The following is a 13,650-nucleotide window of genomic DNA, read 5'->3' as shown; positions in this document are numbered from 1 at the left end:
CCGTGGGTCTCCAAGCCTCCCCATCGTCATCCCGGGCGAAGACCCGGGACCCAATAGCCGGCAGCATTGGTGGTTCTCTCTCAAGCACCGAGTGTACTGGGCCCCGGCTCAAGGCCGGGGTGACCGGTGGGGGGAGGCAGTCATTGCGTACAACTCATTGATTCAATAGGGAGAACCGTCATGCCGGCTTCGCGCTGGACGCTTTGCCTTGCCGAAATTCTCAAGCACGAGGGCGGCTATGTCGACCATCCCTCCGATCCGGGCGGGGCGACCAATATGGGGATCACCCACAAGGCGCTGGCCCGCTGGCGCGGGATCGATCCATGGTGGGATTTGCCGAAAACGGAGGTAATGGCGCTGACGCGCGCCGAGGCTTCGGCGATCTACAAGGCGCTCTACTGGGAGCGGTGCAGGGCCGCATCGCTTCCAGCGGGGCTCGACCTTGCAGTGTTCGATTATGCGGTCAATTCCGGGCCCGATCGGGTGGTGCGGGTGCTGCAGGCGCTGGTGGGCGTGATCCAGGATGGATTCATCGGGCCGGTGACACTGGCGGCGGTTGGAAAGCGCGACACGCGCGCCCTGATCGAGGCGCTGTGCGACCAGCGCATGGGTTTCCTGCAACGGCTGGCAAACTGGGCCAGTTTCGGGCGTGGCTGGACCAGCCGCGTCTCAGATATTCGCGCCACGGCGCTCTCTGCCGTGGCGCTGCAACCTCCCTCTCAAACCGAAAAGGATATCGAGGACATGAGTGTTTTCGACGGCTACAAGACCTATATCGTGGGGGCATTGATGCTCATAGTCGGCATCGCGCAGAGTTTGGGCATCGAAATTCCCATGTTCGGCGAATATTCCGGGCCGCAGATGGTGATGGAAGCGCTGGCGATCATCTTCCTGCGGCGCGGGCTGAAGTCCGATCTGGGCAGGATCTAGGCGCGTTCGCCACATTTTGGGCGAACCATTCATTTGCAGTTCAGCAAAGTGACGGTAATAGTCGGGGCATGAAAAACGCTTTCGTGTCCCGACTCACATCGCTGGCCCTGGCTTTGAGCCTTTCTCTCCCGTTGGGCGCCGTGCCTGTTGCGGCGCAGGAGGGATGCTGGGACAATTCGACAATCCAGTCGGCGCTTGCCGAAGGCCGCATCCAGCCGGTGGCGGCCGTGCTCTCGCGCGAGGGGATCGACCCTTCCACCGAGGTGCTCAGCGTCAAGGTCTGCGAACAGGGCGGGGCGCTGGTCTATGTGCTCGCGGTGCTCGAAACATCGGGACAGGCGCGCAATCTGACGTTGAGTGCACAATAGAGCGTGTCCAGATAAAGTGAATTCCATTTTATCGGCTCGGACGCGCGATGAAACAAAAATCTAGGCTACACGCAGGCGGGGCGGGACCATGCGGATACTGGTTGTCGAAGACGACGAAAACCTCAACAGGCAGATTTGCGAGGCGCTGACCGACGCGGGCTATGTCTGCGATAGCGCTACGGACGGCGAGGAAGGGCACTTCCTGGGCGATACCGAACCCTATGATGCGGTGGTCCTCGATATCGGCCTGCCGCGCATGGACGGGATTTCGGTGCTCGAAGCCTGGCGCCGCGAGAACCGCATGATGCCGGTGTTGCTGCTGACGGCGCGCGACCGCTGGAGCGATAAGGTACAGGGGATCGATGCGGGCGCCGACGACTATGTGGCCAAGCCTTTCCATATGGAAGAAGTGCTGGCGCGGCTCCGCGCTCTCGTGCGCCGCGCGGCGGGTCACGCCTCCAACGAGATCACCGCAGGAAATGTGCGGCTCGACACCAAGGCGGGCCGCGTGACCGTGGACGGACAGGCGATAAAGCTCACCAGCCACGAATTCCGGCTTCTGGCCTATCTCATGATGCACAAAGGCAAGGTGATCTCGCGCACCGAGTTGACCGAACATCTATACGATCAGGATTTCGATCGTGATTCCAATACGATCGAAGTGTTTGTTGGCAGATTGCGCAAAAAGCTGCCGGAAGAACTGATCCAGACCATTCGCGGGCTCGGCTATCAGATCCTGGCGGATTGAGCCGTGTTCAGCTTTCTGCGAAACCCGAACCTGGCTCAATTTTCCCTGTGGTCGCAGGTCCAGAGGGAAAACCGGTTCCCACTTTTCCTGGACCTGCTCTAGTGACTCGCGGCTCCATCGCCTTTCGGCTGTTCTGGCTGTCGGCGGGCTGGCTGATCGTCGCGCTGGTCGCGACGGCATTTCTGTTGACCGAGCTTTATTCCCAGGCGCTCGACAGGGACCTGACCGAAAGCCTCGACCTGCAGATTTCGTCGCTGGTCGGGCAGACGCTTGAGCTCGACTCGGCGGCCTCCCAGGAAATCGGGCTCGCCGACACGCGATTTTCGCGCCCCACCTCCGGCTGGTACTGGCAGATCCGCGACGAGGCGGGGAGCCTCGTCAGTTTCTCCCCCTCCATGGTTGGAACCGTGCTGCCCGATCTGGAGGGCGCCTTCAACGCATCGGGAACCCGCTCGGGCATGATCGCCGACGACTATGGCGACCAGACGCTGAGGGCCGTGGAACGCTGGGTCACGCTAGACGATCTGGGGCGCTATGTCATCACGGTGACCGGCAATTATACCGATGTGGAAGGCCGCGCCGCCGCGTTTCGCGGGCAGGCGATTATCGTTCTGGCCTTTGTGGCCCTGATCCTTGCCGCCATGAGCGGCATGATCGCGCGCTTTGCGCTACGACCCATCGAGAGGCTGCGTGAAGCCATCGAGGCGGTGCGTGAGGGTGACAGGCCCAGCGTTGAAGGCAACTTTCCCCAGGAAATCGCGCCGCTGGCCGACGAACTCAATGAACTCCTGCGCTCCAATACCCAGATCGTTGAGCGCTCGCGCGCCCAGGTGGGCAATCTCGCCCATGGGCTGAAAACCCCGCTCGCCGTGCTGCGCAACGAGGCCGATGGAGGCAAGTCCGCGCTGGCCAAGGCAGTGCTGCACGAAACCGACAATATGAGCCGCATCGTGTCCACCTATCTCGACAAGGCGCGGCTTGCGGCCCGCTCGAGCGTGGTCGGCAAGCGGGCCGATACCCGTGCCGTGCTCGAACGGCTGGGGCGGGTGATGGGCAAGCTCAACAAGCAGTGCGACCTTGAAATCGACCTGCCGGCCTCCGTGCCCTGGTTCCGGGGCGACGAGAGCGATCTTGAGGAAATGGCCGGCAACCTTTTGGACAATGGCTGCAAATGGGCGCGCTCGGAGGTTCGCCTGGCGGCGCGCGAAGCCAGCGTTTCAGGGAACCGTAGTGTCGAGATCATCGTTGAAGACAATGGACCGGGTCTGACCGAGGCCGAGGCCGAGCAAGTATTGCGCCGCGGGGTCAGACTGGACGAAAAAACGCCGGGGAGCGGGCTGGGACTCGATATCGTCAAGGAACTCGTCGATATTTATGGGGGAAGATTGACACTGACACGCTCCGAACTGGGTGGCCTTCGGGCAACACTTCAGCTTCCTGCTGCGCGGCAGGCACGGCAATAGACTTGAACCGGCGGTATCAAACCGCAATTTGGCCGTATTGGCCGAGATAGACATCGAAGGTCCCAAAGGGCCGCTACGAAAGGTATTGCAATGAAAATGTTGAGGGCGATTGCACTTGTTTCGCTGGCTCTGGTGGTTGCCGGGTGTACGCGCACGGCGAATTTCCAGACCTCCCAGCCGGCGATGCCGCAGCCCACTGTTTTGACCACGCCGACGACGCCCGATGTCGTGACCCCAACCGATTCGGCACCCATTCAGCAGGCGCGTCTGGATCCGGGCAGCTACGAGTATATCGATGCCGCAATTGTCGGCCAGTTGACGCCGGCCCAGCGCTCGGCCGCCAATGACGCCCAGTTCTACGCGCTCCAGTTCGGACGTCCCGGTGCGCCGCGCACCTGGTCTTCGGGCGGCGCGACCGGCCAGGTTTCGGTCGGCCCCTATGTTCGGGTCAACAATCTCGATTGCCGCGAGTTTTCGCACCGCGTGACGGTGGGCGGACAGACCTATACCCGGTCGGGCCAGGCCTGCCGCGAGGCGGATGGCGCCTGGGGCGTAACTGCTTAGGTCGTATGGGGCCAACCCGATTGTCCGTGGGACTTCGGGTTATCGGTTATCCCCTAGACGACAAAACGATTGACGGGTGTCGCCACTGGCGGCACCCTTTTTGTATCTCGAAAGGTTTTTTTAGCCCGTTGACGATAGGGTTTGCGTTCGGTCCCTCGCGCAGCGCACCGGTTACAGGATTCCATGACTCTTCCCGATACATTTCCCGGCACAAAGAACCAGCCGCGTGGCGCCGCAGGCGCCAGAGGCGGGGCCGATTCGGGCAAGGATGCCTTTCTCGAGGCGCTGGCCGGCGTTCTGGTCGATCCGCCCGCTCCACATGGCTTTCCGGGCGCCATCGAGCGCGAGATTGCCGGCAAGATCTGGACCTGGATGGCGCGCGACATCGCCGCTGACGAGGTGGCGCGGCTGACCGACGCCATCGATTCGGGAGCCGATGCGGTCGAGGCGCTCGACCTGCTGCTTCCCGAAATTGTCGAACGGCTCAAGGCCAACGCTGTCGCCGAGAAGGAAGATCGCGAGCTTGAGCGCCGCAACTCGATGCAGATGGGCGGCGAGGAGGCGCGCCGGCGGCTCGCACCGGTCATCATGGCCATGCGCCGCCGCCCCCTTTTGATGCAGGCGGGAAAATTCGGCATTGCCGTTGGTTCGATTTCCGATGAGACAGAACTGGCGACGGCGCTGCAGTCGATTTCGATCACCAATCCTTTGACGCGCGCGCTCTGGATGCAGGCGATGGTGGGGTACATGGCCAATCCCAGCCGCCTCATGGCAGCCGCCGTCGCCATCGCCGGGGGCAATGGCGAAACCCGGATCACCAACGCCGGTTACGGTTCATTGGTCGAGGCCGTTCTCAGCCACGCCCAGAGCCAGATCGGCTGCCTTGCAAGCCAGCCCAACCTGTTCTCCGACATCGACTTTTCGTGCAAGGCGATCGACCGGTTCCACAGGCTGTTGCGCGCCATAAACTACAATCTGGAAATCGAGCGGCGCTCCCTGTGGGGAACGATCATGACCGACCTCACGGCACGGCTGTCCGAGCGGCTGGAACGCCCGATGAAGGAAATCACGCTCAACGTTACCCAGGCGCTTCGGCGCCCGCGCGACGGCAACGACCGGGTCGATCCCGACGACGTGCTGGCGGCGCTCAATGGGCTCTATCTTCTGATGACGGTGAGGAAATGCCGCGACTCCCTCGCCGTCAATGCGTTGCTCGATCAGGCCTGGACCGATACCGGACAGACCGTCGAGGTGTTGGTGACTCGCGCCCTCGACATGTATCGCGCCAAGCCCGCCGATCCGGTGGCGCGCGAGCGGCTGGACGCGGGCATCAAGATGGCCGAGATCCGCTTCAATCCCGAATATGCCGATATTTTACGCCGGGCCCGTGACGGCGCCGAGCGCCGGACCGCTCAAGGTTAGATTGCCCGTTCAAGGCGAGCCGCGAGAACGGTGAGCCCGTCGCGGATATAGACGGTGTCGCCGGCGCTCATCGCCATCTTTGCGAGCAGCACCCGGATCTTGCCCCCTTCATCGGCCAGCACCACGCCGATCGCGTCGAGCGGCGAGCGGTGGTCGGTGTTGGCAAAGACCAGACAACCCGGATCGAAGTGCCGCTGCTGGCCGGCGTTGAGGAACCATTGCTTCTGACCTGCACCGAAGCGGTGTTCGAGAAAGAGCGGGATGTCGTCCGCAATGTGCGCCGAAAACGGCGCGGGATCGGCAGATTTCTCCAACGCGCGGGGCAGGACGCAACGTTCGGCGCACAGCGCGGGCGCCAAGGCGGGGTCCAGACGCTGGGCAACGATTTCTCCCACCACATCGAGCACGTTAAGTGGCCCGGCCAGGGACGCGCCGGTCCGATCTTGCTGGGGGCCAGGAAACCGTGGCCAGCCGCGCGCCGCCGGAGCGGCGAGCATGCCTGAGGCGCCGGGGGCGACAAAGGCCGCGGCGGCATTGGGCTGGGCGGGACTTGTGGCGAGCATTGGCCCGTCAGGCGTATCGAAAACGGGATCGATGCGCGGGTCGTCGACCGGCCGTTCCTTGCCGTCGAGCGCCGTTTCGAGCGCCGCTCCGCCATGCGCGATGCAGCCGGCAAGGCTGAGATAGCCAGCAACGCTGCCCGCGAGAACGATGCCGCCGAGAGAACCGTCGGCCACGAGCGCCTGTATCGCTCCGTTCCATTTGACTGTGCCCGACGCCTTGAGCCAGAGATCGAGATCGGGCTGCCAGCCGCCCGAGACGATCAGGCGGTCGCAGGCGATGGGCTCTTCGGCCGGAGCTCCGTTTTCCGCATTGGCAAGATGCACAGAGAGCCCGGAGCCACGGTTGGGGGCGACCGACCCGACTGTCATGCCCCACCCTAGCCGGTAACCATGGGCCTTGCAGAATTCGATGAACCGGGTCTGCGGATCGACGCGGGGGTCGCTGGTGCGAACCACCGATTTGCCGCTGGCCGCGCCCAGCAGCGCCATGCGGTAGCCCACATTGGTCGCACTATGGATGTGAGCGCTGCCGCCCGGCCAGATGTTGTAGCGCGCCGCCAGCCGCCACGCGGCGCTCGCCTCGTCCACGCCGGCCAGCCTGTTGCCCGAAAAAATCGGCATGCGGCCCACCATTCCGGTGGCCAGAACGATGGTGTCGGCCGTTATCGACAGGCGTTCGGGCTGGGGCAGTCCTCCCGACTTGTTAACACGGATCGCCTGGACGGCTGCGTTGGTGATATCGAAGGCCATTGTGCTCAATGAGAGGGTGATGAGTCCGGATTCCCCGATCTGGCTTGCCAGAGCGCTTATCGTATCCTCGGGGACCGGCTCGCCCTCTGCCTTGCCGAAAAATACCGACAGGCCGCCAAGCGTTGCTTCCTTTTCGACAAGGCAAACGCGAAGGCCCCTGCGAGCGGCGGCAAGCGCCGCCGACAGCCCTGCAACGCCACCTCCCACGATTGCGACATCGGCGGTGATTCGCCGGGCCGCTTCGGTGTCGATCCAGCCGCCCGGCTCGGCGGAGCCCGTTTTGTAGGCAAGCCCCAGAGTATCTCTGCGTGGGGGCAGCAGGCGGGCTGTCAGCGTCCTTGTAACGGCCGGGCGCGGGCCGACCGAGGCGAAGGCGGCGCCATCGATGGCGGGGCAGATCGCCATGGGCATGGCAAGGTCAGGGCGGGTTTCGTTGCCTTCGAGCGCGATGGGCGGGGCGGTATGCTCGTCGAGCGCCACAACATTGCCCGCATAACGGCCCGCAATGCGAACCCCCGTCGCCAGCAGGGCCGACAGCACCGTGTCGCCTTCAAAGCCGCTCACGGCGCGCCCGTTGAACCGGAAGCGCACAGGGCGGGTGCGATCGATGACCGGGTGTGAAAATTCCGGCGGCAATGTGCCGCCGAGACGATTGGCTCCGCTCATGGTGCACCCCCGGCAACGAGCCCGGGATGAAAATCGGCGAACTCGCGGCGCGGCTGGCGCAGATCGGCGCCGTGTGCGGCCGCCCATTCGGCCTCCAGCCCGCTGGCCCTTCCCGAGACTATCCCCGCGATCAATGGCGCCAGCACCAGATCGAGCGTTCCCAGGCCGGCGACGACGAACACCTTGTCGCGGCGTGTGGGCCCGAGTACCGGCGCGCCATCATGGGAGAAAAGCCGCGTAAGGCTGGTCTGGGCGGCAAGACGCGGGGCCGGGTCCAGCGAAAGGCAATCGGCGATGCGGGCCAGGGCTTCCCCATCGTCATTGCGGGCGGCCGCGCGAATGACACCATCGCCCGCCTGGGCAAAGACGGTCCCCGTATCGAGATCAAAGCCGGCCCGGTAACGCGCCAGCCGTTGTGGCGCGGTCTCGATGCCCGCCCAATGCTCGATACGCGCGAACGTGGCGATTTCATCGGCGTCGAGCCATCGGAGAATGGCGTCGTCGTCGGCAAGGATCACCTGGTCGATGGAGGTGGCCCCGAACCGCGCGCCGCCATCGCGCCTGATCTTGAGCCCTTCGACGGAACTGAGCACCGCCACATTGGTCGCGGCCAGCCATGACGGCGCCGCCGCGAACAGGGCGGCTGCATTGATCGAGCGGACATCGCGCAGCCCAACGCGCATGCCGTGCGCGGTTTTTTCAATCGGATCGACAGGGTAGCCAAAGCCCCCGGCGATATGACGCATGTGGCTCAGCGCAATCATGGCTTGGGCCGACCGGGCTCCAACACGCATGTCTATCCGCTCGCCAATGGCCGGCACGATGCGCGAAAGACGCCGCAGCGCTGGCCTTGCATGGGCCATAAGGATCGACCAGGTCTCCGGCCGTGTCACGGGGGCCAGCGAGAGCGGGGGCAGGGGGCGCAGGGCGTGGGGATTGGGCGGCGGGCTGAGCAGCACAATTGCTCGTGAATGGTCAGACGCCAAAAGCCCTGCTAGAAGCCATGCGAATGGGGAGGCGCCGACCACGGCAATGGTTTTGGCTTGCTCGGTCATGTCGGTCCCGTCCGGCCCTTACTCTGCGGTGCGGCAAAGCGCGCGCCAATCGCCGACTGCAATCTGCGCGAATTTGGCCTATAGAAACGGCATCTCATTGGTTTTCAAGGGTTAGTCTCACACTTGTTCTGGATTTTCGCGATATTGCTGGTTCTGGCATGCCTGGGCGTGCTCGCCTTTGGACTGCGCGGCCCGGCGCGCCCGTCAGCGGGAGCCGACGGCCCGGACGCCGAACGCGCCTTTTTCCGCCATCAGCTCGAGGGAATCGACCGCGACATGGAAGCGGGAAGGCTCTCGTCGGAAGAAGCGACCGCGGCAAAGGCCGAGCTGGCGCGTGAGGTGATGCTTCACGAAAAGGAAACCGCAGGCAAAAAGGGCGGCATGAGCGGGCGGACGGTCATGCTTGCGATCCTGCCGGTGGCCGCGGTGGTCAGCCTGGGGCTTTATGCCTGGATCGGGCGTGCCGACCTGCCGGGCCTGCCGCTGGCCGGACGCGAGCAGCCGGCCCAGATATCGGTAAGCGATATCGAGGCGGCGGTGGCGACCGTGGAAGCGCAGATGGAGCAGACGCCCGACGATGTGCGCGGCTGGCTGGTTCTGGCGCCGATCTATATGGAGCAGGGACGGTTCGCCGAAGCGGCCAATGCCTGGCGGCGCGTATTGTCGCTGGAGCCGCCGACCGCAGACCGGGAAACCAATCTGGCCGAAGCCCTGATCCTGGGCAGTGACGGGGTGGCCGACGATGAAGCGATGACGCTCCTGCGCAGCGCTGTGGAGGCAGACCCGATCCACGTCCGGTCGCGCTTTTATCTTGCTGGTCAATTGACCCAAACCGGTCAATATGAGGAGGCCGTGGCGCTCTGGGACGAATTGCTGGGGTTGGCGACGGGCGATGAGGCCTGGGTCGATACGGCGCGCTCGGGGCTGGTGGCTGCCCAGGCGGGGCTCGAAAGCGGCACGCTTGGCGACAGCGAGCCCGATGCCACTATGGATGTGATGATCCGTGGCATGGTCGATGGGCTCGCCGCGCGATTATACGATGAAGGCGGCAGCGCGACCGAGTGGATACAACTGGTACGCTCGCGCATCGAGCTCGATGGCGCAGACGCGGCGCGCGCCGACCTCGAACGCGGTCTTGCCGCACTTTCGGGGCAGGAAAGACTGGCTCTCGAGGATTTCGGCCGAGAAGCGGGATTGATGGAGTAAACCAATGGCCTGGACACGCAAACAGAAACGCCTCGGCGTCATTGCCGGCCTCGGCGTCATTTTAGCCCTGGCGGCGGGGTTGATCCTGACGGCACTGCGCGACCAGATCGTGTTTTTCTATTCGCCTACCGAGATCGCGGAGGCGGCAATAGCGCCCGGAACTCCGATCCGGCTGGGAGGGCTTGTGCTCGAGGGCAGTTGGCAACAGGATGGGGAAACCAATGTTTTCGTCGTCCATGACGGAGCCGGCGAGATGACCGCGCGCTTCACCGGCATCTTGCCGGACCTGTTCCGGGAGGGGCAGGGCGTGGTGGCCGAAGGGAGCGTGCAGGCGGACGGAACGTTCCTGGCCACCAATGTGCTCGCCAAGCACGACGAGAACTATATGCCGCGAGAAGTGGCCGATGCCCTGCGCGAACGAGGCGTATGGGAAGGTGAGGAAGGATAAAGCAGCGTGACCATCGAACTGGGACATTTCGCCTTCGTTCTGGCCTTCGTTCTGGCCCTCGTGCAGGCCGGCGCGGGCTTTGCCTTCTGGCGCGGCAGCGCATTGGCGCAGCGCTTCGTCTCACAGGCGGCAATATTGCAGTTCGCGCTGGTGGGGCTGTCGTTCGCGGCCCTGCTTTCGGCATTCGCCGCCGATGATTTTTCGGTACGGCTGGTGGTCGAGCACTCCCATTCGCTCCAGCCCATGCTCTACAAGATCACCAGCACCTGGGGGAACCATGAAGGCTCCATGCTGCTGTTTGTATTCACGCTGACCCTGTTCGGAGCGGCGGTGGCCGCGTTCGGGCGCAATTTGCCCAACGAACTCAAGACGCTTGTGCTCTCCAATCAGGGGTTGATGGTCGGCGCGTTTGCCGGCTTCGTGCTGTTCACGTCGAACCCGTTCTGGCGGCTCGACCCGGCACCTTTCAACGGCACCGAACTCAATCCGGTGCTTCAGGACATCGGCCTCGCCATCCACCCCCCGCTGCTCTATCTGGGCTATGTCGGGTTTTCGATCTGCTTTTCCTTTGCCGTTGCGGCACTGGTTTCGGGGCGGATCGACGCGGCGTGGGCGCGCTGGGTCCGGCCCTGGACGCTGGCGAGCTGGGCGTTTCTGACGCTGGGCATCGCCATGGGGTCCTACTGGGCCTATTACGAGCTGGGCTGGGGTGGCTGGTGGTTCTGGGACCCGGTGGAAAATGCCAGTTTCATGCCATGGCTGGCCGGCACAGCGCTGCTCCACTCGGCCATCGTCATGGAAAAGCGCAACGCGCTGAAAATCTGGACGATCTTTCTGGCGATCATCACTTTCTCGCTCAGCCTGCTCGGTACCTTCCTCGTGCGCTCGGGCATCCTGACATCGGTGCACTCCTTCGCCTCCGATCCGACGCGCGGCATGGTCATTCTCGCCATGCTGGCCGCTTTTATCGGCGGGGCATTCACGCTCTTTGCGCTGCGCGCCTCGGCGCTGCGCCACGGCGGCCTGTTTGCGCCCATCAGCCGCGAGGGGGCGCTGATCTTAAACAATCTGTTTCTCTCGGCAGCAACGGCAGGGGTGCTGATCGGAACGCTCTATCCGCTGGTGCTCGAAGCGCTGACGGGAGCGCGTATCACCGTGGGTGCGCCCTTCTTCGATCTCACCTTCGGGGCGCTCATGGTGCCGCTGCTCCTGCTCATCCCCTTCGGGCCGTTCCTCGCCTGGAAGCGCGGCGATCTGGTCGCCGTGGGCCAGAGGCTTTTTGCGGCGATCGTCGTTACACTGGTCCTCACCCTTGTGGTTTTCGGCTTTCTGGGCTTTCCGATTTCGCTCGCGCCGATCGGGCTGGGGATCGGCATCTGGGTCATGGTTGGCGCCATTGCCGAACTGGCCGAGCGCGCCGCCATCGGCAAGGTCAAGTGGGGGCAGAGCTGGCACCGTCTCAAGGGCCTGCCAAAGACCGCCTGGTCCACCTCCATCGCCCATTTCGGCGTCGGCGTTTCGGTGATTGGCATCGTTTGCGCCTCGGCGTTCCAGACCGAAATCGTCACCTCCATGCGGGCGGGGGAAACCATCGACATCGCCGGATATTCGATCACCTATCAGGGCGAGACCCATTTTGAGGGCCCCAATTTCACCGCCGACCGGGGCAGCTTCCTGATCGATGCGCCGTGGGGCCGGGACAGACAACTCACTTCCGAGCGTCGCGTCTATGGCGTGAGCGGAACACCGACCACAGAGGCGGGCATCCGGACTTACGGCTTTAGCCAGATGTATATCCAGTTCGGTGAACGCTTCGGCGCCGATGGCCGGGTGGTACGCCTCTGGCACAAGCCGTTCGTGCTGCTGATCTGGCTCGGGACCGTCCTGATGGCCGGAGCGGGCTTTCTCTCGCTGAGCGATCGGCGAATGCGGATCGGCGCGCCTGCCCAGGCAAGGGCCAAGCCGGCAGGAGCCGGGCGGTGAAGCGCTGTGTCATTGCTCTAGTCACGCTGCTGGCGCTGCTGCTGCCGATGACGGCCGGTGCGGTGCAACCCGACGAAGTGCTCGACAACCCGGTGCTCGAACAGCGGGCCCGTTCGATTTCGGGCAATCTGCGCTGCCTCGTATGCCAGAACCAGTCTATCGACGATTCCGACGCCGAACTGGCCCGAGACCTGCGGCTGCTTGTGCGTGAGCGGCTGGTGGCGGGCGATACCGATACGGAAGTCTATGATTTTGTGGTTGCCCGCTATGGAGAGTTCGTGCTGCTCAATCCGGTGTTTGCCGGGCACACGATCTTTCTCTGGGTTGCAACGCCGGTTCTCCTGGCCGCAGGGCTGGTCGTCCTGGCTGTCTGGACGGTCCGCCGCCGCAAGACGGTGACGGGCAAGCCAGACCTCTCTTTCGAGGAAGAAAAAGCGCTCGAAAGGTTGCGCAAGTCTTAGAGTAATTGAAGCGCTTCAATTGCTCTAAGACTTTGTTTTGTCGCATGTCCGAACCGGATAAGTGGTAGCCACTTATCCTGGAAGCGCTCTGGATTTCCCGCACCGCGGAAACTCGGACAGCTGTCGCGCTTGTTCTCGATTGCGGCCTCTGCCATCAAAGGGCAGGGAGCCTGCCTTATGAATTTCGACATCGCTCAGCTTGTGCCGGACGGCCTGTCCTTATGGATCGCGCTGACCCTGATCGCCGCGAGTTTCGTTACATCGATGATAACGGCGATGTTCTCGCTCGGTGGCGGCATTGCCATGCTGGCCGCGCTCGGACTGGTTTTTCCGCCAGCGGTCGTCATTCCCGTTCACGGGCTCGTCCAGCTTGGCTCAAATGGCGGCCGCGCCGTCGTTCAGCGCGCCCATATCCAGTGGCATCTGATGGCCTGGTTCGGCGCCGGCAGCGTGCTGGGCATCGTTCTGGGCGGAAGCCTTGCGGTATCGATACCCGAAGCCCTTTTCCAGGCGGTGATCGGGCTGTTCATCCTCTATTGCGTGTGGGTGCCCCAGCCCCGCGTGACCGGGCGCGGGCCTGCTGCCGATTTTGCGGCAGGCGCCGTTATCGGCTGGGTCGGCATGTTCGTGGGCGCCATCGGGCCGCTGGTCGCCAATTTCCTGCGCAAGCTCGACGACCGTCGGCAATTGATCGCCACCCAGGCGAGCCTGATGACGCTCAACAACATTGCAAAGGCTGTCACCTTCACGCTTTTCGGTTTTGCGTTCGCGCAATACCTGCCCATGGTCCTCGCCATGATCCTGACCGGTTTTTTAGGGACCGTGGTGGGCAGCCGCATTCTCGACAGGGTGTCGGAAACCACGTTCCGGTGGGGATTTAAGATCATTCTGACCGTGATGGCGCTCGAAATGCTGCGGCAGGCGGTCTGGGGCTAGAGCCGAGGATTTGATTGAATCAAATCCTCGGCTCTAAACCTTTGTTTTGTCGCGTGTCCGAACCGCAAGACCGTTTCCATCCCCGAT

13 protein-coding genes are annotated in these 13,650 nt (G+C 63.6%); 11 read left to right on the top strand and 2 right to left on the bottom strand.

What is annotated here, in order from left to right; translation table 11 throughout:
- Positions 1 to 180: 180 nt before the first annotated feature.
- The 6 genes from ACP148_RS10645 to ACP148_RS10620 all read left to right on the top strand — a co-directional run bounded on the left by ACP148_RS10645 (position 181) and on the right by ACP148_RS10620 (position 5,495).
- Positions 181 to 930: a glycoside hydrolase family 108 protein gene (locus ACP148_RS10645; protein ID WP_421950880.1), complete on the top strand. Its 750-nt coding sequence runs from the start codon at positions 181 to 183 to the stop codon at positions 928 to 930.
- A gap of 83 nt (positions 931 to 1,013) precedes the next feature.
- A complete protein-coding gene (locus ACP148_RS10640; RefSeq protein WP_425033497.1) occupies positions 1,014 to 1,298 on the top strand; it encodes a hypothetical protein in 285 nt (94 codons plus the stop codon).
- An 88-nt stretch (positions 1,299 to 1,386) separates the two neighbouring features.
- Positions 1,387 to 2,046, top strand: a complete 660-nt coding sequence (locus tag ACP148_RS10635; protein ID WP_421950878.1) for a response regulator transcription factor — start codon at positions 1,387 to 1,389, stop codon at positions 2,044 to 2,046.
- Positions 2,047 to 2,147: 101 nt separating this feature from the next.
- Positions 2,148 to 3,509, top strand: a complete 1,362-nt coding sequence (locus ACP148_RS10630; protein ID WP_421950877.1) for an ATP-binding protein — start codon at positions 2,148 to 2,150, stop codon at positions 3,507 to 3,509.
- A 90-nt stretch (positions 3,510 to 3,599) separates the two neighbouring features.
- A complete protein-coding gene (locus ACP148_RS10625; protein WP_421950876.1) occupies positions 3,600 to 4,073 on the top strand; it encodes a hypothetical protein in 474 nt (157 codons plus the stop codon).
- Between the two features lie 183 nt (positions 4,074 to 4,256).
- Entirely contained in the window at positions 4,257 to 5,495 is a 1,239-nt protein-coding gene (locus ACP148_RS10620) for a hypothetical protein (RefSeq protein ID WP_421950875.1), read from the top strand.
- On the opposite strand, the gene ACP148_RS10615 is transcribed toward ACP148_RS10620, so the two are convergent.
- Complete coding sequence (locus tag ACP148_RS10615; RefSeq protein WP_421950874.1) at positions 5,492 to 7,474, bottom strand: FAD-dependent oxidoreductase; 1,983 nt, start codon at positions 7,472 to 7,474, stop codon at positions 5,492 to 5,494. The two genes, ACP148_RS10620 and ACP148_RS10615, sit on opposite strands and share 4 nt — an antisense overlap.
- Positions 7,471 to 8,529 (bottom strand): hypothetical protein, encoded by a 1,059-nt coding sequence (locus tag ACP148_RS10610; protein WP_421950873.1) that lies wholly within the window; start codon positions 8,527 to 8,529, stop codon positions 7,471 to 7,473. Before ACP148_RS10610 ends, ACP148_RS10615 begins: the two co-directional genes overlap by 4 nt.
- Positions 8,530 to 8,652: 123 nt before the next feature.
- On the opposite strand from ACP148_RS10610, the gene ccmI reads away from it, so the two are divergent.
- The 5 genes from ccmI (at position 8,653) to ACP148_RS10585 (ending at position 13,563) form a co-directional block, all read left to right on the top strand.
- Positions 8,653 to 9,735 carry a c-type cytochrome biogenesis protein CcmI gene (gene ccmI / locus ACP148_RS10605; protein ID WP_421950872.1) on the top strand — a complete coding sequence of 361 codons (1,083 nt, stop codon included), beginning with the start codon at positions 8,653 to 8,655 and terminating at the stop codon, positions 9,733 to 9,735.
- A 4-nt stretch (positions 9,736 to 9,739) separates the two neighbouring features.
- Positions 9,740 to 10,183, top strand: coding sequence for a cytochrome c maturation protein CcmE (ccmE, locus tag ACP148_RS10600; RefSeq protein ID WP_421950871.1), 444 nt, complete (start codon positions 9,740 to 9,742; stop codon positions 10,181 to 10,183).
- Between the two features lie 6 nt (positions 10,184 to 10,189).
- Positions 10,190 to 12,166, top strand: coding sequence for a heme lyase CcmF/NrfE family subunit (locus ACP148_RS10595; RefSeq protein ID WP_421950870.1), 1,977 nt, complete (start codon positions 10,190 to 10,192; stop codon positions 12,164 to 12,166).
- Entirely contained in the window at positions 12,163 to 12,627 is a 465-nt protein-coding gene (locus tag ACP148_RS10590) for a cytochrome c-type biogenesis protein (protein WP_421950869.1), read from the top strand. Before ACP148_RS10595 ends, ACP148_RS10590 begins: the two co-directional genes overlap by 4 nt.
- Before the next feature lie 177 nt (positions 12,628 to 12,804).
- Positions 12,805 to 13,563 carry a sulfite exporter TauE/SafE family protein gene (locus ACP148_RS10585; protein WP_421950868.1) on the top strand — a complete coding sequence of 253 codons (759 nt, stop codon included), beginning with the start codon at positions 12,805 to 12,807 and terminating at the stop codon, positions 13,561 to 13,563.
- The last annotated feature ends 87 nt before the right edge of the window (positions 13,564 to 13,650 follow it).

Origin of the sequence: Pelagibacterium sp., from assembly GCF_965249125.1 — a bacterium.
Lineage (GTDB): Bacteria > Pseudomonadota > Alphaproteobacteria > Rhizobiales > Devosiaceae > Pelagibacterium.
This window is presented reverse-complemented; position numbering and strand designations above follow the sequence as displayed.

Bases quoted from the DNA above. Each gene is read 5' to 3' on its own strand.
- ACP148_RS10635 (WP_421950878.1), top strand. From the start codon at position 1,387: ATGCGGATACTGGTTGTCGAAGACGACGAAAACCTCAACAGGCAGATT.
- ACP148_RS10620 (WP_421950875.1), top strand. From the start codon at position 4,257: ATGACTCTTCCCGATACATTTCCCGGCACAAAGAACCAGCCGCGTGGC.
- ccmE (WP_421950871.1), top strand. From the start codon at position 9,740: ATGGCCTGGACACGCAAACAGAAACGCCTCGGCGTCATTGCCGGCCTC.
- ACP148_RS10625 (WP_421950876.1), top strand. From the start codon at position 3,600: ATGAAAATGTTGAGGGCGATTGCACTTGTTTCGCTGGCTCTGGTGGTT.
- ACP148_RS10645 (WP_421950880.1), top strand. From the start codon at position 181: ATGCCGGCTTCGCGCTGGACGCTTTGCCTTGCCGAAATTCTCAAGCAC.
- ACP148_RS10615 (WP_421950874.1), bottom strand. From the start codon at position 7,474: ATGAGCGGAGCCAATCGTCTCGGCGGCACATTGCCGCCGGAATTTTCA.
- ACP148_RS10585 (WP_421950868.1), top strand. From the start codon at position 12,805: ATGAATTTCGACATCGCTCAGCTTGTGCCGGACGGCCTGTCCTTATGG.
- ACP148_RS10610 (WP_421950873.1), bottom strand. From the start codon at position 8,529: ATGACCGAGCAAGCCAAAACCATTGCCGTGGTCGGCGCCTCCCCATTC.